General features: G+C 51.0%; 18 protein-coding genes and 1 tRNA gene. 11 read left to right on the plus strand and 8 right to left on the minus strand.

The window, feature by feature from the left end; genetic code table 11:
* Window positions 1–59: 59 nt before the first annotated feature.
* Window positions 60–794: a DUF502 domain-containing protein gene (locus ATL17_RS01365; RefSeq protein WP_133572160.1), complete on the plus strand. Its 735-nt coding sequence runs from the start codon at window positions 60–62 to the stop codon at window positions 792–794.
* 5 nt (window positions 795–799) lie between these two features.
* Here ATL17_RS01365 and recG read toward each other — a convergent pair whose 3' ends face one another.
* Window positions 800–2908: an ATP-dependent DNA helicase RecG gene (gene recG / locus ATL17_RS01370; RefSeq protein WP_246028610.1), complete on the minus strand. Its 2109-nt coding sequence runs from the start codon at window positions 2906–2908 to the stop codon at window positions 800–802.
* Between the two features lie 148 nt (window positions 2909–3056).
* Here recG and ATL17_RS01375 point away from each other — a divergent pair, with 148 nt between their 5' ends.
* From ATL17_RS01375 to ATL17_RS01385, 3 genes are all read left to right on the plus strand, one after another.
* Window positions 3057–3362, plus strand: a complete 306-nt coding sequence (locus ATL17_RS01375) for an FAD assembly factor SdhE (protein WP_133570987.1) — start codon at window positions 3057–3059, stop codon at window positions 3360–3362.
* Window positions 3363–3364: 2 nt separating this feature from the next.
* Window positions 3365–6856 carry a transcription-repair coupling factor gene (gene mfd / locus ATL17_RS01380; protein WP_133570988.1) on the plus strand — a complete coding sequence of 1164 codons (3492 nt, stop codon included), beginning with the start codon at window positions 3365–3367 and terminating at the stop codon, window positions 6854–6856.
* A 163-nt stretch (window positions 6857–7019) separates the two neighbouring features.
* Entirely contained in the window at window positions 7020–7673 is a 654-nt protein-coding gene (locus ATL17_RS01385) for an invasion associated locus B family protein (protein WP_133570989.1), read from the plus strand.
* A gap of 57 nt (window positions 7674–7730) precedes the next feature.
* Here ATL17_RS01385 and ATL17_RS01390 read toward each other — a convergent pair whose 3' ends face one another.
* Window positions 7731–8903 carry an FAD-dependent monooxygenase gene (locus tag ATL17_RS01390; RefSeq protein WP_133570990.1) on the minus strand — a complete coding sequence of 391 codons (1173 nt, stop codon included), beginning with the start codon at window positions 8901–8903 and terminating at the stop codon, window positions 7731–7733.
* 165 nt (window positions 8904–9068) lie between these two features.
* Between ATL17_RS01390 and ATL17_RS01395 the strand changes: the two genes are divergently transcribed.
* Together ATL17_RS01395 and ATL17_RS01400 are read left to right on the plus strand one after the other, a co-directional pair.
* Window positions 9069–10037, plus strand: a complete 969-nt coding sequence (locus tag ATL17_RS01395; protein ID WP_133570991.1) for a quinone oxidoreductase family protein — start codon at window positions 9069–9071, stop codon at window positions 10035–10037.
* Window positions 10038–10107: 70 nt separating this feature from the next.
* Window positions 10108–10198 (plus strand) — tRNA-Ser (locus ATL17_RS01400).
* A 209-nt stretch (window positions 10199–10407) separates the two neighbouring features.
* On the opposite strand, the gene ATL17_RS01405 is transcribed toward ATL17_RS01400, so the two are convergent.
* The 6 genes from ATL17_RS01405 to ATL17_RS01430 all read right to left on the minus strand — a co-directional run bounded on the left by ATL17_RS01405 (window position 10408) and on the right by ATL17_RS01430 (window position 16014).
* Window positions 10408–11679 carry a hypothetical protein gene (locus ATL17_RS01405; protein ID WP_133570992.1) on the minus strand — a complete coding sequence of 424 codons (1272 nt, stop codon included), beginning with the start codon at window positions 11677–11679 and terminating at the stop codon, window positions 10408–10410.
* A gap of 109 nt (window positions 11680–11788) precedes the next feature.
* On the minus strand, window positions 11789–12961 hold the full coding sequence (locus ATL17_RS01410) for a serine hydrolase domain-containing protein (RefSeq protein ID WP_166638856.1): 1173 nt from the start codon (window positions 12959–12961) through the stop codon (window positions 11789–11791).
* A 67-nt stretch (window positions 12962–13028) separates the two neighbouring features.
* A complete protein-coding gene (locus tag ATL17_RS01415; protein ID WP_166638857.1) occupies window positions 13029–13337 on the minus strand; it encodes an ArsR/SmtB family transcription factor in 309 nt (102 codons plus the stop codon).
* Window positions 13334–13753 carry a helix-turn-helix domain-containing protein gene (locus ATL17_RS01420; protein ID WP_208111095.1) on the minus strand — a complete coding sequence of 140 codons (420 nt, stop codon included), beginning with the start codon at window positions 13751–13753 and terminating at the stop codon, window positions 13334–13336. The genes ATL17_RS01415 and ATL17_RS01420 overlap by 4 nt, the downstream gene beginning before the upstream one ends.
* Before the next feature lie 57 nt (window positions 13754–13810).
* Window positions 13811–14437 carry a Pr6Pr family membrane protein gene (locus ATL17_RS01425; RefSeq protein WP_133570995.1) on the minus strand — a complete coding sequence of 209 codons (627 nt, stop codon included), beginning with the start codon at window positions 14435–14437 and terminating at the stop codon, window positions 13811–13813.
* Window positions 14438–14487: 50 nt separating this feature from the next.
* Window positions 14488–16014, minus strand: coding sequence for a cryptochrome/photolyase family protein (locus ATL17_RS01430; protein ID WP_133570996.1), 1527 nt, complete (start codon window positions 16012–16014; stop codon window positions 14488–14490).
* A 175-nt stretch (window positions 16015–16189) separates the two neighbouring features.
* Between ATL17_RS01430 and ATL17_RS01435 the strand changes: the two genes are divergently transcribed.
* From ATL17_RS01435 to folD, 5 genes are read left to right on the plus strand one after another with little or no spacing between them, the layout of a single operon-like run.
* Window positions 16190–17866 carry a formate--tetrahydrofolate ligase gene (locus tag ATL17_RS01435; RefSeq protein WP_133570997.1) on the plus strand — a complete coding sequence of 559 codons (1677 nt, stop codon included), beginning with the start codon at window positions 16190–16192 and terminating at the stop codon, window positions 17864–17866.
* Between the two features lie 7 nt (window positions 17867–17873).
* Window positions 17874–18578, plus strand: a complete 705-nt coding sequence (locus ATL17_RS01440; protein ID WP_166638858.1) for a 5-oxoprolinase subunit B family protein — start codon at window positions 17874–17876, stop codon at window positions 18576–18578.
* A complete protein-coding gene (locus ATL17_RS01445) occupies window positions 18571–19479 on the plus strand; it encodes a 5-oxoprolinase subunit C family protein (RefSeq protein ID WP_133570999.1) in 909 nt (302 codons plus the stop codon). Before ATL17_RS01440 ends, ATL17_RS01445 begins: the two co-directional genes overlap by 8 nt.
* On the plus strand, window positions 19476–20252 hold the full coding sequence (locus ATL17_RS01450; protein ID WP_133571000.1) for a 5-oxoprolinase subunit PxpA: 777 nt from the start codon (window positions 19476–19478) through the stop codon (window positions 20250–20252). The genes ATL17_RS01445 and ATL17_RS01450 overlap by 4 nt, the downstream gene beginning before the upstream one ends.
* On the plus strand, window positions 20252–21154 hold the full coding sequence (gene folD, locus ATL17_RS01455; RefSeq protein ID WP_133572162.1) for a bifunctional methylenetetrahydrofolate dehydrogenase/methenyltetrahydrofolate cyclohydrolase FolD: 903 nt from the start codon (window positions 20252–20254) through the stop codon (window positions 21152–21154). Before ATL17_RS01450 ends, folD begins: the two co-directional genes overlap by 1 nt.
* The last annotated feature ends 11 nt before the right edge of the window (window positions 21155–21165 follow it).

Genomic DNA, 21165 nt, shown 5'->3' on the forward strand with positions numbered 1-21165 from the left:
CGATAAAATGCGCTAAAGCCGTTGTAATGCGGATTCGGCGGTCTATATAGGTTTCTATGATGAACGATAAAAACGATAAAAAGCATAGTGACGATAGCGCAGAACCTGTTCACCACACAGGCCCTGGTCGTCGGCTGACGAATTACTTTTTGACAGGCTTGGTCATCGCGGCGCCTATCGGCCTCACGATCTACATCACATGGTCAATCATTCGCATTGTTGACGATTTCGTCAAACCGTTGATCCCGTCACAATATAATCCGGACACATATTTACCGATCACAGTGCCCGGATTTGGCTTGGTCATCGCTTTTATCGCAATCGTTTTGCTCGGCTTCCTCACCGCCAACTTGGTGGGCCGCACGTTGGTGCAGTTTGGCGAAAGCATTTTGCACCGCATGCCGTTCGTGTCCGTGCTTTATCGCGGATTGAAACAGATTTTCGAAACTGTGGTCAGCCAAAGCCATTCCAACTTTAAGCAGGTCGGCTTGATCCAATATCCGCGTGAGGGCCTGTGGGCATTGGTGTTTATCTCCACCAGCGCCAAGGGCGAAGTGGCAGACAAAGTGCGCGGCGATGACATTATCAGCGTTTTCTTGCCCACCACGCCGAACCCAACATCCGGCTTTTTGCTGTTTGTCCCACGTAAAGACATCATCATTCTTGATATGTCTGTGGAAGATGGCGCAAAACTGGTGATCTCCGCAGGTCTCGTTTCACCTGAATATCAGGCGAAAATGGCAGAGCTGGCCGAAGAGGCTGAAGAAGTCGTCCACCAAAAAAACACCAAATAGGTACGCTAGCCCGCCTTGATCAGCGGGATGGCGAGATCTTTCCGGAACAAATAGAGCAGGGTGCGCACCGCATCCCCCTTCGGGCCAGTCAGGCCCGGATTGCTTTCAATTATATTGGCTGCATCTTCATGCGCCATATCCAGAAAATCCCGATGAAATTCAGGTATGGCAATGCGATAACCTGGCATGCCCGATTGCCGCGTGCCCAGCAGATCGCCTTCACCGCGCAACTCCAAATCGCGTTCGGCAATCTTAAACCCATCCTCAGTTTCCTTGATGGTCTCCAACCGTTTTTGCGCAATCTCGCTCAGATTTTCCCCATGCAGCAGCAGGCACGCCGATTTTTTGCTGCCCCGGCCCACGCGGCCGCGCAACTGATGCAATTGTGACAGGCCAAACCGTTCCGCATGTTCAATGATCATTATGCTGGCGTTTGGCACATCGACGCCCACTTCAATCACGGTGGTCGCGACCAAAATTTGCAACTCGCCAGCCGCAAATTGCTCCATCACTGCCTGTTTGTCCGCAGCCGCCATGCGCCCATGCACAAGCCCAACACGCCCCGGAAATGCTTGGTTGAGCGCTTTGAACCGATCTTCCGCCGAAGTGGCATTTAAATGTTCCGATTCCTCAACCAACGGGCACACCCAGAAAGCTTGAACCCCTTCATGCATCCGCTGTCCCAACCGCGCGACAACCCGGTCATAGTCTTTTTCTGAAAGAATGGCCGTATCAATCGGTTGCCGCCCTTTAGGCTTATCGGTCAGCAAACTCACATCCATGTCGCCAAAATGGGTAAGCACCAAGGTGCGCGGAATGGGCGTTGCGGTCATCACCAACAATTCGGTCTTGCGGCCCTTATCAGACAAGGCCAAGCGCTGATGCACACCAAATCGGTGCTGTTCGTCCACAACGGTTAGACCCAACTGCTGAAACTCAATGCTGGATTGAAACAGGGCATGAGTGCCCACCACAATATCAATCTCGCCATCTGCGATTTTCGCTTGGATCGCGCGGCGTTCTCCTTGTGGCATTTTCCCGGTTAGCAAAGCGACTTTCAGTCCAACTTGATCACAAATGGCCGAAATGGAATGGAAATGCTGGGTCGCCAAAATCTCCGTGGGCGCCATCAACGCACTTTGCGCACCACTTTCGGCCATGGCCGCCATCGCCAGCAGCGCGACGACTGTCTTGCCAGCCCCCACATCGCCTTGGATCAACCGCGCCATTTTCCGCTTTTGCCGCAAATCGGCGTAAATATCGGTAAGGGCAGATTCTTGCCCCGGCGTCAGGCTAAAGGGCAGGGCGCCTCGCACCTTTTCTGCCAGTGCACCGCTAAACTCGCGAGCAATGCCGGTTTCCCGCGTCAGGGTTGAACGCACGATTTGCAAGGTCAATTGGCCGGCTAAATATTCATCATAGGCCAGCCGCGCCCGCGCAGCGCCATCCAGCGCCGCTTCGCCAGGTGTGCCGGGCATATGGGTTTGCCGCATCGCATCTGCAAAGCTTGGCCAGCCATTTAAGGTGAGACGATTTTCGGGCACCCATTCAGGCATCTCCGGCATTTGCGCCAAGGCATCGCGCACCGCACCTTGAATCTTTTTCGCACTCAACCCTTGCGTCAGCGGATAAATCGGCTCAACCAAAGGCATTTCGTCAAATTGATCTGGCTTCACCACAAAATCAGGATGGTTGATCTGCTTTTGCCCCTGAAACGCCGTCACCATGCCAGAGACATAGCGTTGCTCGCCTTCGGGCAGCGTCTTTTCCAACCATGCGGCGCGTCCTGCAAAATAGGTCAACATCATCTCGCCTGTGTCATCATGGGCAATGATGCGATAAGGCACACGCTTATTGCCGCGAGGCGGTGCACGATGTTGATCAATGGTCAGCAAAAAAGTGGAAATGGCACCCGGTTGCGCAAATGCCGCTCCCGGTTGGTGACGCCGATCCACCAGCCCCGCAGGCATATGCATCAGCAAATCCAACAGAATCGCGTCTTGCCCTTCCGGCGCGCCGAAAAAGCGAGCCATGGTTTGGGCCAATTGCGGGCCGATTCCCTTTAGTTTCTTGACCGATGCAAAAAGCGGGGTGAGTTGTTGCGGCCGCGCCACGCCATATCCTTCCATAAATGTTCATAAATCAGAACAAGTGCGTCTACATCAGCCTAAAGGGGCAAAAAAATCAATCAGCCTGCTGACAAATCCAACGATTGATAATATTGAAGGCGTCACTTCCTTTCGCGTCTTCTAAGGTGATGCCATGACCAGCACCAACATGAACAACCCAACCGACCAAGCCCATCTCGACCGCTTGAAGCGCATCAAATATCGCGCCAACCATCGCGGCACGCAGGAGATGGACATCATTTTGGGTGGTTTTGTTGATCAGGAAATCCGGAACTTTGACGCAGAAATGCTGGATCGTTTGGAAAATCTGATGAACGAGACAGACGCAGATCTATATCAGTGGATCATTGGCCAACCCGGTACCACGCAATGTCAGGATGTTGAATTGCTCGACATGATCATCGCCTATCAGCGCGACAAAGTGCGGTCGGGAGACTAGCAATGGCCGAGCAGGGCGACAGCTTCAGCCTAATCCCCAGCACCTATTTGTGCGGTGTGCCAGATGGCATGCAGCCAATTGTGGTCAGCCAGCAACTAGAGCAATTGCAGCAAGATGCACCCAATGCACCTGCCGCTGTATTTGTGGCACGTGATGGTCGGCGGATGCAGAAAATGGCTGAACATCTGCGTCGGCTTTGCCCAAATCATGATGTGCTGCTGTTCCCCGCGTGGGATTGTTTGCCTTATGACCGTGTGTCGCCAAATGCGGGCGTGTTGGCCGAACGGATGACCACGTTGGCGCAATTGGCTTCTGGCAACAATGCGGGCAAAATTGTCGTCACCGCCGTCAATGCAATTGTTCAGAAGACCTTGCCACCAGAACTGGTGCAGCAATTTGCACTGTTCTTTAAGGTAGGCGAAAATATCGGCACTGAAAAGCTGATCGAATGGGCCAGCGTCAATGGCTATCTGCGGGTCCCAACGGTGCGAGAAGAAGGCGAGTTTGCCGTGCGCGGTGGCCTTGTTGATCTTTACCCGGCTGGCGCTGAAGCGCCGTTGCGGTTCGATTTTTTTGGCGCATCGCTGGAAACAATCCGGACTTTTGATCCTGAAACACAGCGCACCTTGGCGCAGCAAAAATCTGCGGCTTTGGTGCCCATGAGCGAAGTGGTGCTCACGCCAGAAGCAATCTCAACCTTCCGCCGTGCCTATACCCGCCAATTTGGCGGCGACACGGCAAATGATCCGCTTTATGCCGCCATCAGCGCTGGGCAGCGCTTTGCGGGCATGGAACATTGGCTACCCTTCTTTTATGAAGATATGGGCAATTTCCGCGACTTCACAGGCGAAGCGACTTGGATATTGGACGATCAGGTCAGCCAGGCCATTTCGGAGCGCATGGCACAAGTTGCTGATTATTACGAAGCGCGCTTTGAGGCCCTAAGCGAACCGCAAACAGGTGGCGCACCCTATAAGCCACTACCGCCAGATCTGCTTTATGATTTGCAGGACGACACAGCAGAATGGCTTGGCACCAAGCTGCTTCAAATCACGCCATTCCATTCGCTGGAGCGTCCTGATGCGGAAGTGAAGTCTCTGGATGGCCAATTGGTCGCCAACTTCTCGCAAGAACGGCAAGCCAAAGACACCAATGTGTTTGAGGCCGTGATCAACCGCATTAAAACCAAGCAGGCAGAAGGCAAACGCACCATCATTGCCTGCTGGAGTGAAGGCACGCGCGACCGCATGGCGCAAGTGCTCAAAGATCATGAATATGAGAATCTAAACCTCATTCAGTTCTGGCAGCAAACCCAAAAATTGGGCAAACACACAATCGGTCTGATTGTCCTTGGCCTCGAATCTGGTTTTGAGACCGACAGCCAATTTGTCCTGTCAGAGCAAGATATTCTGGGCGAACGGATCATCCGATCGCGCAAACGCAAAAAGGGCGCTGATGCCATCACGGAGGCCAGCGGTTTGGCGGCGGGTGATTTGGTGGTGCATGTGGATCACGGCATTGGTCGCTTTGTAGGCCTTAAGGCCATTGAGGTGACGGGTGCGCCTCATGATTGCGTTGAAATCGAATATGCCAAAGGCGATCGTCTTTATCTGCCTGTCGAAAATATCGAACTTTTATCGCGCTATGGGTCTGAAGGCGGCGCGGGCGTGTTGGACAAGCTGGGCGGCGTTGCGTGGCAAGCCAAGAAGTCTAAGCTCAAGCAACGCATTCGGGAGATGGCCGATCAATTGATCAAGGTCGCCGCCGCACGCGAATTGACCAAAGGCGATGTGATCGAGCCAACAACAGGGCTTTACGAAGAATTTTGCGCGCGCTTTCCGTTTGAAGAAACTGACGACCAACTCAACGCCATCGATTCTGTGTTTGAAGATTTAACCAGCGGCCGTGCGATGGATCGCTTGGTCTGTGGAGATGTGGGCTTCGGCAAAACCGAAGTGGCGTTGCGCGCTGCCTTTGCCGTGGCGCTCACTGGCAAACAAGTTGCAGTCGTGGTGCCCACCACCTTGCTCGCACGTCAGCACTTTAAAACCTTCAAAGAGCGCTTTGCGGATTTGCCAGTGCGCGTGCGTCAGGCATCGCGCTTGGTTTCCCCAAAAGAGCTTAAGGCCACCAAAGAAGGCGTGGCCAGCGGTGACGTTGATATCGTTATCGGCACCCATGCTTTGCTCGGCAAAAGCGTTAAGTTCCACGATCTCGGCTTGCTGGTCATCGATGAAGAACAGCATTTCGGTGTCGGCCATAAAGAGCGTTTGAAAGAACTGAAATCAAACGTACATGTGCTCACACTTTCCGCCACACCAATTCCGCGCACATTGCAAATGGCACTCACTGGCGTGCGTGATCTGTCCATTTTGGCAACCCCGCCAATTGACCGTCTGTCCGTCCGCTCCTTTGTGATGCCGTTTGATAGTTTGGTGATCCGCGAAGCCTTGTTGCGCGAGAAATATCGTGGCGGCCAAAGTTTCTATGTGGTGCCGCGCATCAAAGATCAGGCAGACATCGCCGCATTTTTGGACGAGCATGTGCCAGAGGTCAGCTATGTCGTCGCCAACGGCCAAATGTCCCCCGGTGAACTCGATGACATCATGAACGCCTTCTATGATGGCAAGTTCGACGTGTTGGTCGCCACCACCATTGTTGAGTCTGGGCTGGATATCCCAACAGCCAACACATTGGTGGTCCATCGTGCCGATAATTTCGGTCTCTCACAATTGCACCAGATCCGGGGGCGCATTGGCCGCTCTAAAGTGCGTGCCTATGCCTTGTTCACCACGCCAGCGCATCAAAAGCTCACCGACACGGCAAATCGCCGCCTTTCTGTCCTGCAATCACTCGACAGTCTTGGCGCGGGCTTCCAGTTGGCCAGCCACGATCTCGATATTCGCGGCGCAGGCAATATTTTGGGCGAAGAACAGTCGGGCCACATCAAGGAAGTTGGCTTCGAGCTCTATCAGGCCATGCTGGAAGAAGCAGTGGCACAGCTCAAAACTGGCAATGATCAAGATGAGGTGGAAGACCAATGGTCACCACAAATCTCGTTGGGCATGCCGGTGATGATCCCAGAAGATTATGTGCCAGACCTTCAGGTCCGCATGCAGCTTTACCGTCGTTTGGGCGACTTGAGCGAAGCGCAAGAGATTGACGCCTTCGGTGCAGAACTGATCGACCGCTTTGGCCCACTGCCAGAAGAAGTGAAACATTTGCTCAAAATCGTGCTGGTGAAATCGCTGTGCCGCCGGGCAAATGTCGAAAAAGTTGATCCAGGCCCCAAAGGCGCAGTCATCACTTTGCGCAACGGTGAGTTTCCGAATCCTGCCGCGCTTGTGCAACTTATTGCAAATCCAGCAGAAAAAGCTAAAGTGCGTCCGGATCAAAAGCTTGTCTTTGCGCGCAACTGGCCAGACAATAACAAAAAACTGACTGGTGCCGCCCGAATTTTGGCTCAACTGGCTAAGCTGGCAGAGCAGGGATGAGCGGGGGATTTAACAAGACGACGTTAACATTGGGCAGAAACCATTTTTGATAAAAGCGGTTTGATTGAAGTTTTTGTCATGTTATTGCCCGATTTAGAACGTCAATAGGGTGGAACTGAAAACGCGAGCCATCCACGTGCTCGCGAAACAATTAGGGTGCGTTATGCTCAATATTTTTAAGTCAGGTGCAAAACTTGCAGCAGCCGGCATGTTGGCCATGTCACTAGCTGGTGGCGCGTTGGCACAAGACGCTTCACAACAACCAGAGCGCAAGCCAGAAGATAACTGGCTCAAAGTGTGCGACAAGCTCAGCTCAGGTGAGCTGGCCTGTATCGTGCGGCAAGTGGTTTACCAAGGCGGCAACAAAATTGGCGCGTTCACATTGCGCGACGATCCATCAGGCGAAAACCGCTATTTGGCCATCGCCGAAATGCCGTTGGCCGTTCTGTTGCCATTCGGTTTGACATGGCAGGTCGACAACACCAAGCCAATCCGCATGCCGTTTGTCACATGTGACCCAACCAAATGCACAGGCCAATTGGTGGTCAATGAAGCATTCATCGGCGCGTTAAAGCGCGGTGCGAAGCTCAAATTGTCAGCCAAAAACCGCGCCAACAAAGATTTGGTGGTCGACGTGAACCTTTCAGGCTTCACCGCGGTGTATGAAGGCGACACTTATTTCACACCAGCTGAGTTCCAGGCTCAATCTTCTGGCCAAAATGCACTTGAGCAGCAATTGCAAGGTGTGGCGGAAGAATTGCGCAAAGAGAAGTCAGGCGAGGGCAGTGACCAGCCTGCGGAAAACACAGGCAATTAGAGTTTGCTGTAATTTTCTAAAATTATAGCTGAAGTTTTTAGATGTTTGGGGCGCTTTTTAGCGCCCCATTCCTATTTTAAACGCCAATTTTCTTAGCGGCGAAACAGACTTCAACGCCCACAACCCAGACAGCCGCAAAAGCTGTGCGGGCAAAAAGTCCGACAAGAGCGACTTGAACAGCCCATCAACAAAACCACCCGTTTTGATTAAATCCGGCGTACGCTTTGCCGCATAAAGCGCGCTCACTCGATCCGCATCAGCGCGGGTAAGCGGTTGTTTCTGTGGTGAAACCTCATCAATCGCTTCGATCAAAGATTCCACATCGCGCAGACCCAAATTCAGCCCCTGCGCGCCGATAGGTGGAAAAGCATGCGCTGCTTCGCCGACCAGCACCACACCATCCTTGCCCGCAACACGCATATGCAAATTCGACAAGGGGAACACAAACCGTTTGGTCAGCAGCTTAGCATGCCCAAACAGGTGATTTGCCTTATCTTCCAACAGCTTCTCAAATTTCTCATCTGAAAGCGCCAGCGCCTCATTCAGCACTTTATGTTGATCCAACCACACCAGATTGATCTTGTTATTGTGTGCAGGCACAAGCGTGAACGGGCCGTTTTCATAATGGAATTCGATAGAACAGTCGCCAATTGAGCGCTCAAATTCAAAGTCGCACACGAGCGCTGACTGGGCGAACTGTTCCTCATCAAACTCAAAGCTAAACTGCTGGCGCACCATAGATTTTTTACCATCGGCGCCGACCAGCAAACGCGCCCGGTGCTCGTTCTGGTGTGCATCGGTGATCACGAACACACCATCATCCTGGCGGTCAATCAATCCAACCCGAGCCTCCACCTTGGTGATCTCACCCGGCTGATCATCCGCAAAGGCCTGAAACCGCGGCAGCAAGTCCGCATTGGGGAAGTTGTAGCCAAATTGCTCGTGCCCAGCCTCACGGCTGTCAAACAGCGCCTCAGGGCCGCGTAGAAGGCGGTTGGTGGCATCGATGATTCTGATCTGCCGCAGCGGATAGCCTAACGCGTCAGGATCAGGGCAAAGGCCCGAATCTTGCAAAAACTCAACGGTAGGCATCATCAAGGCCGAGGTGCGGAAGTCTTTTTCCATCACCGGTGCAAAATGCACCACCGATTTGCCGCGCGCTTTCAAAAGCCCCGCCAACGCGGCTCCCGTCAAGCCGCCACCCACAATTGCAATATCGTATTCAGCCATAGTTTTGTCCCACAATTTCAAGCGAGTATGTATGATCACACGCCAAATGGCCAATGTGAAATTGTCGCATTTCGCCCATGGACATTCTTTGTAGCTGATCTATTCTCGGTGACCTACAGATGCTGCAAAAATCAGCCAAGCAGAATTGAATCAGGGAGATGCCTCATGCAAAAAATTGTTGTGAACGAAACAGGTGGCGCCGATCAGCTTCACCTTGTCGACTTTGAATTGGGCGCACCCGGCGCAGGCGAAGCGCAAATCAAACATACTGCCATCGGCCTGAACTTCATCGACGTCTATTTCCGCACCGGCCTCTATCCGGCAGAAACACCGTTTACGCCCGGCATGGAAGCCGCAGGCATTGTGGAGCAGGTGGGCGAGGGTGTCACCAACGTGAAACCCGGCGACCGTGTTGTTTACTGCGGCGCCATGGGCTCATACTCCACCCATCGCAATATCCCGGCTGATAAGCTTGTGCCGTTGCCCGATGGCGTTTCAGATGACGTTGCGGCAGCATCACTTTTAAAAGGTCTAACAGCACATTATTTGCTTTTCCTCACCTATCAGTTGAAAAAAGGCGATGCGATGTTTGTGCAGGCAGCCGCAGGTGGTGTCGGCTCGATTCTGTGCCAATGGGGCAAACATTTAGGCGGCTATGTGATCGGCGCAGTTGGTTCTGAAGAAAAAATGGCCCTTGCTGAAGCCAACAATTGCGATGTGGTGATCAACTCATCAAAAGATGGTTTTGTTGAAAAGGTACGCGAGGCCACAAACGGGAAGGGCGTCCGCGTCGTTTACGATTCCCTGGGTAAAGACACTTTTGAACGCGGCTTGGACTGTTTGCAGCCGCACGGCCTTATGGTGTCCTATGGCAACGCAACAGGTCCCGTATCCATTCCTGATCTCGGCATTTTGGCCCGCAAAGGCTCATTACATGTGGTGCGCCCCATGCTCGGCGCCTACACCAGCACCTATGAGGAACTCACCAATAATGCCAAAGCCTTGTTTGATGTGATTCAGAATGGCGTGGTGAAGGTGAATATCGGCCAAAAATTCGCGCTGAAAGATATTGCCAAAGCACATAACGCCTTGGAAAATCGAGAAACTACGGGCTCGACAATTATTTTGCCGTAAAATTTTGAAAGAATGGTCTTTAAGCCCTTGCAACTGATCGCAAGGTGCGATAGATCACCTCTCACATTGCGGGTGGGTGGCAGAGCTGGTTGAATGCACCGGTCTTGAAAACCGGCGAGCGTGCAAGCGTTCCGGGGGTTCGAATCCCTCCCCACCCGCCATGTTACTTTTTTCTTCCGACATTTCAGATAGTTAGATTTCTGAATTGTCTAACCCTTCCAAGGTTAGACAATTTGCGGTCTATTTTTTTCTTTGTAAGCCTTGTCCATAGCGCCTTGTGCCAAGCGTTTTTGGCTTGAAACTATGGTGTATCTACGCGCTTGCTTATCCGCGTCTGGGCCAATGAAGGTAATGAAAAGCCATAGCTAACTCATTTAGACAAATTTTTAGGAACTGGATATCCAAGATAATTTGTTTCAAATCTAGAATCAAATTTTTCAAGTTTGAAACACTCTGTGAATTTAAACGCGTCCTGATTACTGTCTATCACCAAATCTAGGTCGACAACTGTACATCCGTGCAGATGAATAAAAAACGACTTTGGGTTAGGCATATGATGGTAGTGAATTTGCGATACTGTGCACTTATGCATCCGCACATCTTGCCCCTTAAATGCTGACCACCCAAAAAAATTAAACGATAATTCCCCAACCAAACACTCATTAAACTCTATGTTGCAGCCGTCCGAAAAGCTAATGAAACCACCAAAAAAACTTGAGTTGTTACATGTGAGGTATCTTGGCTTACTTCCACCCATATCCACATGGTCCAGATCTACATTTTCAAAAATTATTCGATGGCAGTCCAAATAAAATTTTAACAATCCCAAATCTAAACAGGTTAGGTTTATGGTGGATCCTTGAACCAAAATTGCAGGTATATTGCCAATTCTATCTTTGTATCTACCAGTAATTTTATCGCGATATATATCCCGAACATTCAAGTAGGATTTTTTATCAATTTTACCAATCTCATATTTTTTTATATATCGTAACTTTCCTAGTATTTGAGCAATTGCAAAACGCGTATGTTCATTTGCTTCAATAGATTGGATTATATTTTTTAAATCTGTTGTTTCATTTTCTATTTCGGTTTGGGTGGGGTTTTGATGTTTAGGCGGTTGAATAGGAAAATTCAGATAAGAAGTGTAATCGAAACTGCTTTTATTTAAATCTGATATTTCAGCAAGACGAGATTTAGCGCTTCTCCAGACGCTAATCTGATCATTTGGAGAGTTTTGTAACGCTGAAACTAGAACTTCGATGACAGGATCTAGAAATTTTTCTTTATCTACAATTGCCAGCCTTTCAAGGACAAGGGCACCGGCCAAGGAAGAGCGTTCATCTTTGAAGAGAAGCTCGACACCGTCTTTGAAACGGGCATCAAGTTCACTTCTTTCCTGATGTCCAAGCGTATTTTCAAGCGCTTGCGTGCGTCGATTAAGAAGGACAATTGCATAAAGGCCGACGATAAGTGTAGCAACTGAAGAAAACGTTTCAATTGTTCCCACTCTCGCGCCAAACGGTGGTACACCTTCTCTTATTCCCGCGTGTAATACGACTAAAAAGGCGATGAAAATAGCAATCGCTAACAGGCCATATTTATTCAAGAAATTATAAAAATCAAAGTTGCGTTTCATCATTTACCTTTATTTTGAAAGATAAATATTTCGATGTTCCGCTAATCAGGTCAATCCCAGTATTAGGAATTAAAAATAGTTTTTTACGCCTTCAATCCCATTTATGAATGGTTCACTCCACCTCCAACCCGTCCCCAATCGCCCGGAACAAAGCAATCGCTTCAACCTCATGATCGTGGAAATCAGGGTCTGCCCCGGTTTTAACAATCACCAGCTGTTGCTCTGGGTGGATATAGATCATCTGGCCCCAAATGCCGATGGCGACGAAGTCTTGGGTGTTGCCGTCGGGTAACCACCATTGATGGTGATAGCCCCAGGTATCGTAAATTTGGCGACGCTGTAGATAGGGTTCTGGCGCGGTGCGGATTTGATCGATCCATTTAGCGTCAATGATTTGCGCGCTGCCCACACGGCCCAATTGGCTGATCATCAGGCCAAAGCGGGCAAAGTCGCGTGGGGTGGCGTTGAGGGCCATAAAGCCGAGCTCAGTGCCGTAAATATCAGTGTTCCAAACCGCATCGCTACTCATGCCGAGTGGTTGCCATAATTTGGTTTCAACAAGATCACTCAAACTGGTGCCATATACTGCCATCAGCACCTGTGCCAAGAGTTGCGTATTAATGCTGGCATATTCAAATTGTGTGCCCGGCACATTTTGGCTGCCATAGCTGGCGGTCACCGATTTCAGCGGTTGAAACTGCAGAAACAGGCGCTCAAAAATCTTATAACTGTCCGCACTTTCATCTTCATAGATTTCTGAAAAGGCAATGCCGGACGACATATTGAGCACGTGCTCAAGGCTGGCATGCGCAAATCCGCTTTCGGCCATTGCTGGCAGATATTTCACCACCGGATCGTCAAAGCTGTCGATTTTGCCCTCCTGACGCGCAATTTGCATCAGCGTGGCGACTACAGACTTAGCAACAGAGAAGGACGTTGCGCGGCTATTTTGATCATATCCGTGCCGATATTCCTCATGCACGATCATGCCGTCTTTAATCACGAGCAGGGACGTTGTGTTGGTGCGGGTGAGAAACTCATCGCGGTCGCGTTGAGCGCCTTCGAAGTGATAAGCCGCAGCAACATCCTGCAATGCAACTGCCCATTCTTGCTGATTGCTGCCTGTCTTGATGGTGCGGCTGGGAAATACATTTTCCATATGTGCGAAATGGTGCAGGCGTTTTTCCGGAGAAAATAGAGTGAGCTTTGGTTCTAAATAAAGCGCCCAAATGCCAAAAACAATGGCGGTGATAACCACCAAAGTGCCAACCAACAATCTGCCCATTCTCATTTCCTTCGTAATTTCGGGAAAATACGAAATAATAGATATTTGAACGAATTGCAACCCTAGCTCAGCAACAGCTGAGCCAGGTTTCGATGTGACGAAGAAACTGCGAAATACCTTCTTTATTGACCTTGTAAAACACAACATTGTCCGCGCGGCGAGAACTGAGAATGCCAGCTTTCTTCATCTGCGTCAGATGTTCAGACACCGTGGAAATGGCCAAACCAGACTTCTCCGCAATTTCACCCACCTTATGTTCGCTCTTATCTGTGAAGATTTCGAACAGAATCCGCTGGCGGTTTTTGTTGGCGAGTGCTTGGCAAAATTCCAAGAAGGCGGGGTCAATCCCGCTCGAATTTTTGAGTTTATCCATCATAACTGGCGTCCCGATCTCTGCGTTTGGTGCCGCGATGCGCTGGCCACTTTCATAAGGCGCTGAAATGTTGGGCATTGAAAATGGTCTTCATGAGGGCACTCTGCTGCGTGACGCAATCCGTCGCGCATGGCCTTCAGCTTTTCAATTTTCCGATCCAGTTGGTCCGCCTTATTGTGTAGCTTTTCGCGATCTATCCGTACATTTTCTCCTGCACCAAACATGCCCCTAATCTCATCCAGCGAAAATCCGGCATTCTGTCCCAGCGCGATAAGCGACAGCCGCATTTCTGCGTCTGCATCAAATAAGCGCTTCAAACCTTTTCGCCCGACAGACTGGATGAGTCCCATCTCGTCATAATAGCGCAATTTAGAGGCGGAAAGGCCAGTTTTTTTTGATAATTGGGCAATATCAATCATTTAACACCTAAAGCTCACTTGAAGTTAGATTGATATGATTTGCCCCATTTGGCAAGCCTAAGCCTGTTTGGGCAATCGGTTTTCAATGAAGATAAACAGCGCATAGAGCAGGGCGACGCAGAGAAACAAGCCAACAATATTTCGCGCCAAAAGGGCCGCGCCCAACACATCATAATTCAAAAACGGGTAGGGATATTCCCCCACCATCAGCCCACGCGCCAAGGCCCACACCAAATATAGGACGGGCGGCAAAAGCATAATTGGAATGTCGCTGAACTTTGCGGTTTCACCCCGTGGGGCGGTCAGCCACCATGCGAGATAAAGCAGCGGAGTAACATAATGCAGGCCAATATCGGCAACGGCGAACAGGCCTTGAGGTTGCCAAAGCGGCGCTAAAACAAAATGATAAACCAACATCACCACAAAAATCAGCACAGCAAACATGGCGCGCACATGGGCCTGACGGAACCAGCCTAAGCCTTCAACTGTAGTCTGAGTCGATAGGTGCACCAACACGACACCAATATTGGTGAGGATGGTGAAAAAGGTCAGCAAAAACCACAAAGCACCGAAAAGATTATCGCCATTGGCCAAGCGAAGCGGTATGGAGAGATAAAACTGCAAAACGATAAAAGCACAGCCAAGCGCCAGCCCAGCCCAAGACACAAATTTTGAAATATCCATAACCCGACCAATAAATCTAAAACTGTTGAGATTATTGTCGGTTTTGGCTTCTATTCGTCAAGGCTTTCCAAAAATCGATGCGTATCTGCGCGGATCGCGTCGATCTTTTCATCCTTCATGCGATTGAGGGTGCCATAAGCATTATTCAACCGCGGATTGCCTTTCAGCTTATCTTTGTTGCGCAAGAAGAAATCCCAATAGAGATAGTTGAACGGACAGGCCTTTGGCCCGTTCTTTTGTGTCACCTTATAGGTGCAGTTCTCGCAATAATTCGACATGCGGTTGATATAGGCGCCGCTGGCCGCATAAGGCTTGCTGGCCAACTCGCCGCCATCGGCAAACAAAATCATGCCCGTTACATTGGGCATCTCAACCCATTCGAAGGCATCCGCATAAACGATCAAATACCATTCATTGACCTGTTTCGGATCCAGCCCCGCCAACAAGGCAAAATTGCCAAGCACCATCAAACGCTGAATATGGTGGGCATATGCGTTTTCTTTGGTTTCCAAAATGCACTGGCGCAGGCAGTTCATCTGCGTTTCGCCCGTCCAGAAAAACCAGGGCAAATCGCGCTGAGCATCCAACGCATTCTCTTCCGCATAATCCGGCATCTTTAGCCAATAAATGCCGCGCACATATTCGCGCCAGCCCAATATCTGCCGGATAAAACCTTCCACCGCATTCAGCGGCGCTTGCCCGTCATAAAAGGCAAATTCGGCGCGTTTCACCACTTCACGCGGGTTGAGCAACCCGCAATTGAGATAGAAGCTGATATGGCTATGAAACATCCAAGGTTCCCCCTGAATCATCGCATCCTGATAATCACCAAACTGGCCGAACCGTTCGTCAAAGAACTTATCCAAGGCATAAAGCGCCTGATCACGCGTCACCGCGAAGTAGAAGGGCTCTAGATCACCAAAATGATCACCGAACCGTTCAGCAACCAGCGCGATACAGTCCTGCGTAATCTCATCGGTTTGCCCGCGATAGGGGGCAGGCACATTCATGCCATCACGCGGCGGCTTACGGTTCTCTTGGTCATAGTTCCACTTTCCACCTTCAGGCTTATCACCATCCATCAATATCCGATGGTCCTGCCGCAACTGCCGATAGAAATATTCCATCCGCAAGCTTTTGCGTCCGCTGGCCCATTCTCCGAACCAATCTGGCGACACAAAAAACCGACCATCCTCGCGAATATCGAAATCGACATTGAAGCGTTCTGACCATGATTTGATCTCTTCCAAAACCCGATATTCGCCGGGAAATGTGACAACTAGTTTTTCGGGTGAGAATTGATCTAGAGCGCGTTTAACTTCGCCAGAAAAGGAGCCCGCATTTTCTGCATCATCTAATTTTGTGTAGCTGATGGGCATACCGTCAGCCTCCAATTCATTGGCAAAGTGGCGCATGGCCGAAAATAGGAAAGCAATTTTCTTTTTGTGGTGTTTTACATAGGTGGCCTCATCCCACACCTCACACATCAAAATGTGATCTTGCTTCGGGTCGAATCCCTCTAAACTGCTGATATCGCGAGAAAGTTGATCGCCCAGAATCAAAATGAGGTTGCGCATACAAAGTCCTTGCGGCGGGATTGGCGGAATGAAGATTGTCATATGCTCTACGCAGTGGCGACATATACAGATCAGCCAAGGATTATCCGCAGGATAGGCCGCCGCGCAGATTGGTGGGCTAGACAATTACAAAATGAACGCGTTTAATCGCGGCAAAAAATCTGTGGGGACAGAAATGACTTTTAAATCTGATATTGAAATCGCGCGTGAAGCGCGCAAGCAGCCAATTGCGCAAATTGGCGAAAAACTTGGCATTCCATCTGAACATCTTTTGCCGTTCGGCCACGACAAAGCCAAGATTTCTCAAGACTTTATCAAAGCACAAGCGAACCGGGAAAACGGCAAGCTGATTTTGGTGACAGCAATCAACCCAACACCTGCGGGCGAGGGTAAAACCACCACAACAGTTGGTTTGGGCGATGGCCTGAACGCAATCGGCAAAAATGCCGCCATTTGTATTCGCGAACCTTCGCTCGGCCCATGCTTTGGCATGAAGGGCGGCGCAGCTGGGGGCGGATACGCCCAAGTGGTGCCGATGGAAGACATCAATTTGCACTTCACTGGCGATTTCCACGCCATCACCTCAGCGCACAATCTCTTGTCGGCCATGATCGACAATCACGTCTATTGGGGCAACGCGGAAGATATCGATATCCGCCGCATCACATGGCGGCGCGTGCTGGACATGAATGATCGCGCCTTGCGCTCTATCGTGACCTCTTTGGGCGGCGCCACAAACGGGTTCCCACGCGAAGCCGGGTTCGACATCACGGTGGCTTCCGAAATCATGGCAATCCTTTGCTTGGCTGAAGATCTTGAAGATCTGCAACGCCGTTTGGGCAACATCATCGTCGCCTATCGCCGCGACAAAACACCTGTTTATTGCCGTGACATCAAAGCAGACGGCGCGATGACCGTGTTGTTGCAGCAAGCAATGCAGCCCAATCTGGTGCAAACGCTGGAAAACAACCCAGCCTTTATCCATGGCGGCCCATTTGCCAACATCGCCCATGGCTGTAACTCCGTGATCGCCACCAAAACTGCGCTTAAACTGGCCGACTATGTGGTCACAGAAGCAGGCTTTGGCGCTGACTTGGGCGCAGAGAAGTTCTTCGACATTAAATGTCGCAAGGCAGGCCTGTCGCCAAATGCAGTGGTGGTTGTGGCCACCATCCGCGCGTTGAAAATGAATGGCGGCGTAGCGAAAGAAGATTTGGGCGCCGAGAATGTCGATGCTTTGAAAAAAGGTTGCGCCAACCTTGCGCGGCACTTGGAAAACATCAAAAAATTCGGTGTGCCGGCTGTTGTGGCGATCAACCATTTCGTGACCGACAGCGATGCTGAAGTTGACGCCCTGAAAACCTTTGTTGAAGGCGAGGGCGCGAAAGCCATCCTCTGCCAGCATTGGGAACATGGATCAGAAGGCACCAAAGCCTTGGCCGAACATGTTGTTGATATGATCGACAATTTCAACGGCAAGTTTTCGCCACTTTATGAAGACAATCTGGGCTTGGCGGATAAGATTGAAAAGATTGCCAAAGAAATTTACCGCGCTGACGAAGTGGTGATGGACAAAAAGGTGCTTACCCAATTGAAAAATTGGGAAAAAGCCGGATATGGCGACTTGCCTATTTGTATGGCAAAGACCCAATATTCCTTCACCACCGATCCAAACATGCGCGGCGCGCCCACAGGCCATTCTATCCCCGTGCGGGAAGTGCGGCTTTCAGCAGGTGCGGGCTTCGTTGTGGCGATCTGCGGTGAAATCATGACCATGCCGGGCTTGCCAAAAGTGCCTTCAGCAGAGGCCATCAAGCTTGATGATGCGGGTCAGATCGAAGGGTTGTTCTAAAACACTTATGGTTGAACTGGCATCGCAAAACCGAAAACGCGGGCACGTTAAGCTGCAACCGCTTGGCGACCGCGCCATTTTGGTGGTGTTCGGCACCGAATTGCAGCTTAACGCCAATCGGCAAGCGATTCAGTTCACCAAAATTGTTGAAGAGAAATTGACCCCGCTGATTATTGGGGCCAATTCCAACTTGCTCTCATGCCTTGTGCGATATGATCCAAAACGCGTGGCCTATGCGACATTGCGGCAAGAGTTGCAAATGCTCTTGGCCAGCTTTGATTTGGAAAAGCTGCGCGCACACGAAGGCAACAAAATCCATGAAATCGAAATCACCTATGGCGGCGATGCCGGCCCTGATTTCGAAAATGTGCACAGTAACTTAAAGCTGTCCGCAGCCGAATTTATCGAGCAACACACCGCACTCCCGCTTGATGTCTTGGCTTTAGGGTTTTCCCCGGGGTTCTTCTATCTTGGATTGCATGAAAATTGGCGCGACTTTCCGCGCCGCACAGAATTGCGGGAAAATGTGCCCCCCGGATCAGTTCTGTTTGCCGCCGGGCAAACAGCCATCACCAGCGTGCCCATCCGCACCGGTTGGAGCGTAATCGGCCATTGTGATCTCAACAATTTCGACGTGCACATTGATCCCCCGGTGAAACTACGGCCAGGTGATTTTGTGGAGTTAAGCGCAAAGGGGCAGGGCAATGAATAAAATTGTGCTCCAACGCGTCTCTCCGCATTCCACAGTGCAAGATGAAGGTCGCATCGTCGGCCTTAAATATGGCGTTTCGGCTAGCGGACCGATGGACCGACAATCATTCGCCCACACGCTCGCGCTTCTCGGCCAAGGTGCCAGCAGCGCACTTGAATTCACCATGCTGGGGCTGAAATTCACCTATCATGGCCAATCCATGCCGATGGCAGCCGCAGGCGGTGCATTTAGTTGCACCATCAATGGCCAACCGCAAAGCTGGCCTTTGTCTACCCAACTAAATGATGGCGATGTGGTTGATGTCACGACTGGGCATAGCGGCATGTATGGATATGTGCGGTTCAACGACGAGTTGAATGTGCCCACGCTTCTTGGCAGTAAAGCCACCAATTTGGCGGCGCACATTGGCGGGTTGGATGGCCGCGCCCTCAAAACAGGCGATCAGATTGAGTTGGTGACTAGCGATTCTATTGAGCAAACTGCTCAGAGCATCTCGCCAATTGAAACTGAAGACGAAGCAGTCAATGAAGTGACCCTCCGCATCTTACCCGGTTTGCATGCGGATTTGCTGGGCAGAGAGGCATGGCAAAGCCTATTTGAGGCGCCATTTTCCATTTCATCCTCCACGGATCGCATGGGCCTTCGCCTAAACGATCCAGAACACCGCTTCGCCAAAATCGACAAGCTGCGTCTAGTGTCAGATGCGGTGGTGCCCGGTGATATTCAAATCTTAGGCGAGGGCACGCCTGTGATCTTGATGCGCGACCATCAGCCCACTGGCGGTTATCCACGAATTGCAACTTTAATTGATAAAGACCTTGACCGCGCGGCCCAATTGCGGCCAAACACCCGCATCAGATTTCAATCCATCACTCTAGAGAAAGCGCATCAACTATTATGACGCAACACGGCCCCACCAGCATTGACCTTAATGCGGATTTGGGCGAGGGCGCCGGAACCGACAAAGAGCTGATGCCGCTGATCTCCAGCGCGAATATTGCCTGCGGCGGTCATGCCGGGGATGAGAAAACCATCCGCGACAGCATTCAACTGGCTCTGGCCAACAAAGTCAGCATCGGCGCTCATCCCGGATTTGAAGACAAAGAAAACTTTGGTCGCACCCGCCTTCAACTCAGTTTCGACGAACTGCGCGATCAATTGCTCCGGCAGTTGGAGCGCTTTCAAAAAGTGGCTTCTGCCGAAGGCACGGCCGCACGTTATGTGAAAGTGCACGGCGCTTTGGCCAATATGGCGGCTGAGGAAGCTGAAACCGCCGATCATGTGATGCGCATCATCAAAGAATTTGACCCGGAAATGGCGGTGTTGGCACTCGCCAGTTCCGAGCAAACCATGGCGGCCATCCGGCACGGACTTCCAGTCTATGATGAAGCCTATGCTGACAGGGCATACACTATCGATGGACAATTGGCATCTCGCAAACTGGATGGAGCCGTGCTGCACGACGCGCAAGATGCCATCGCCCACGTGACCAGCATTGTGCAGCGCCAAGGCGTATTGGCCATGGATGGCAGCTTTACCCCGCTGAAGGCGCAATCAATCTGCGTACATGGAGATAGCCCTGACGCAGTGGCAATGGTGAAAGCCATTGTGGATGCCCTCAAATCACAAAATATTGAGATATTGCCGTTTTTAGACGCTCAAGGAGAGAAATGATGACTGCTCAAATCATCGATGGCAAAGCCTTCGCACAGCAATTGCGTCAACGCATCGCCGAACATGTGCAACGTCTGAAAAGCGAACATAATCTGACGCCCGGTTTGGCCGTGGTGATTGTGGGTGAAGACCCGGCTAGCCAAGTCTATGTAAACTCAAAATCAAAGCAGACCAAAGAAGTTGGCATGAACTCATTTAAATATGAGCTGCCAGCTGACACCAGCGAAGCGGACTTGTTGGCGCTGATCGACGAGCTGAACGGGCGCGATGATGTAAACGGCATTTTGGTGCAAATGCCTGTGCCAGATCATATTAGCGGCGACAAAATCATTGAACGTATTTCACCTGCCAAAGATGTGGACTGCTTCACACCGGAAAATGTGGGCAAACTCGCCATTGGATTGCCGGGGCCCGTGTCTTGCACACCATTGGGCAGCTTGATGTTGCTTCGCGATCAATTGGGTAAACTTGAAGGCTTGAACGCCGTGATCATTGGCCGTTCCAATCTTGTGGGCAAGCCAATGTCGCAACTACTTCTACGCGACAATTGTACCGTCACCGTAGCGCACTCGCGCACCAAAGATTTGGCAGGCATTTGCCGTCAAGCGGACATCATTGTTGCCGCCGTTGGACGGCCTGAAATGGTGAAAGGCGATTGGGTGAAGCCCGGCGCAACGGTCATCGATGTAGGTATCAACCGCGTCGACGCACCAGAAAAAGGCGAGGGCAAAACCAAACTTGTCGGCGATGTTGAGACCACAGAAGCTGCGAAAGTCGCTGGCGCGATCACACCAGTTCCCGGCGGCGTGGGTCCGATGACCATCGCTTGCCTGTTGGCAAATACAATCACCACAACCTGCCTCGCCAACGGCCTCACGCCTCCAAGCGATCTGACCGCATAATTATTTTTGGG

It is taken from the genome of Maritalea mobilis (assembly GCF_004363175.1).
Classification (GTDB): domain Bacteria; phylum Pseudomonadota; class Alphaproteobacteria; order Rhizobiales; family Devosiaceae; genus Maritalea; species Maritalea mobilis.

Coding starts and splice junctions, on each gene's coding strand:
- ATL17_RS01365 (WP_133572160.1), top strand. CDS start 60: ATGAACGATAAAAACGATAAAAAGCATAGTGACGATAGCGCAGAACCT.
- ATL17_RS01375 (WP_133570987.1), top strand. CDS start 3,057: ATGACCAGCACCAACATGAACAACCCAACCGACCAAGCCCATCTCGAC.
- mfd (WP_133570988.1), top strand. CDS start 3,365: ATGGCCGAGCAGGGCGACAGCTTCAGCCTAATCCCCAGCACCTATTTG.
- ATL17_RS01385 (WP_133570989.1), top strand. CDS start 7,020: ATGCTCAATATTTTTAAGTCAGGTGCAAAACTTGCAGCAGCCGGCATG.
- ATL17_RS01390 (WP_133570990.1), bottom strand. CDS start 8,903: ATGGCTGAATACGATATTGCAATTGTGGGTGGCGGCTTGACGGGAGCC.
- ATL17_RS01395 (WP_133570991.1), top strand. CDS start 9,069: ATGCAAAAAATTGTTGTGAACGAAACAGGTGGCGCCGATCAGCTTCAC.
- ATL17_RS01405 (WP_133570992.1), bottom strand. CDS start 11,679: ATGATGAAACGCAACTTTGATTTTTATAATTTCTTGAATAAATATGGC.
- ATL17_RS01410 (WP_166638856.1), bottom strand. CDS start 12,961: ATGGGCAGATTGTTGGTTGGCACTTTGGTGGTTATCACCGCCATTGTT.
- ATL17_RS01415 (WP_166638857.1), bottom strand. CDS start 13,337: ATGATGGATAAACTCAAAAATTCGAGCGGGATTGACCCCGCCTTCTTG.
- ATL17_RS01420 (WP_208111095.1), bottom strand. CDS start 13,753: ATGATTGATATTGCCCAATTATCAAAAAAAACTGGCCTTTCCGCCTCT.
- ATL17_RS01425 (WP_133570995.1), bottom strand. CDS start 14,437: ATGGATATTTCAAAATTTGTGTCTTGGGCTGGGCTGGCGCTTGGCTGT.
- ATL17_RS01430 (WP_133570996.1), bottom strand. CDS start 16,014: ATGCGCAACCTCATTTTGATTCTGGGCGATCAACTTTCTCGCGATATC.
- ATL17_RS01435 (WP_133570997.1), top strand. CDS start 16,190: ATGACTTTTAAATCTGATATTGAAATCGCGCGTGAAGCGCGCAAGCAG.
- ATL17_RS01440 (WP_166638858.1), top strand. CDS start 17,874: ATGGTTGAACTGGCATCGCAAAACCGAAAACGCGGGCACGTTAAGCTG.
- ATL17_RS01445 (WP_133570999.1), top strand. CDS start 18,571: ATGAATAAAATTGTGCTCCAACGCGTCTCTCCGCATTCCACAGTGCAA.
- ATL17_RS01450 (WP_133571000.1), top strand. CDS start 19,476: ATGACGCAACACGGCCCCACCAGCATTGACCTTAATGCGGATTTGGGC.
- folD (WP_133572162.1), top strand. CDS start 20,252: ATGACTGCTCAAATCATCGATGGCAAAGCCTTCGCACAGCAATTGCGT.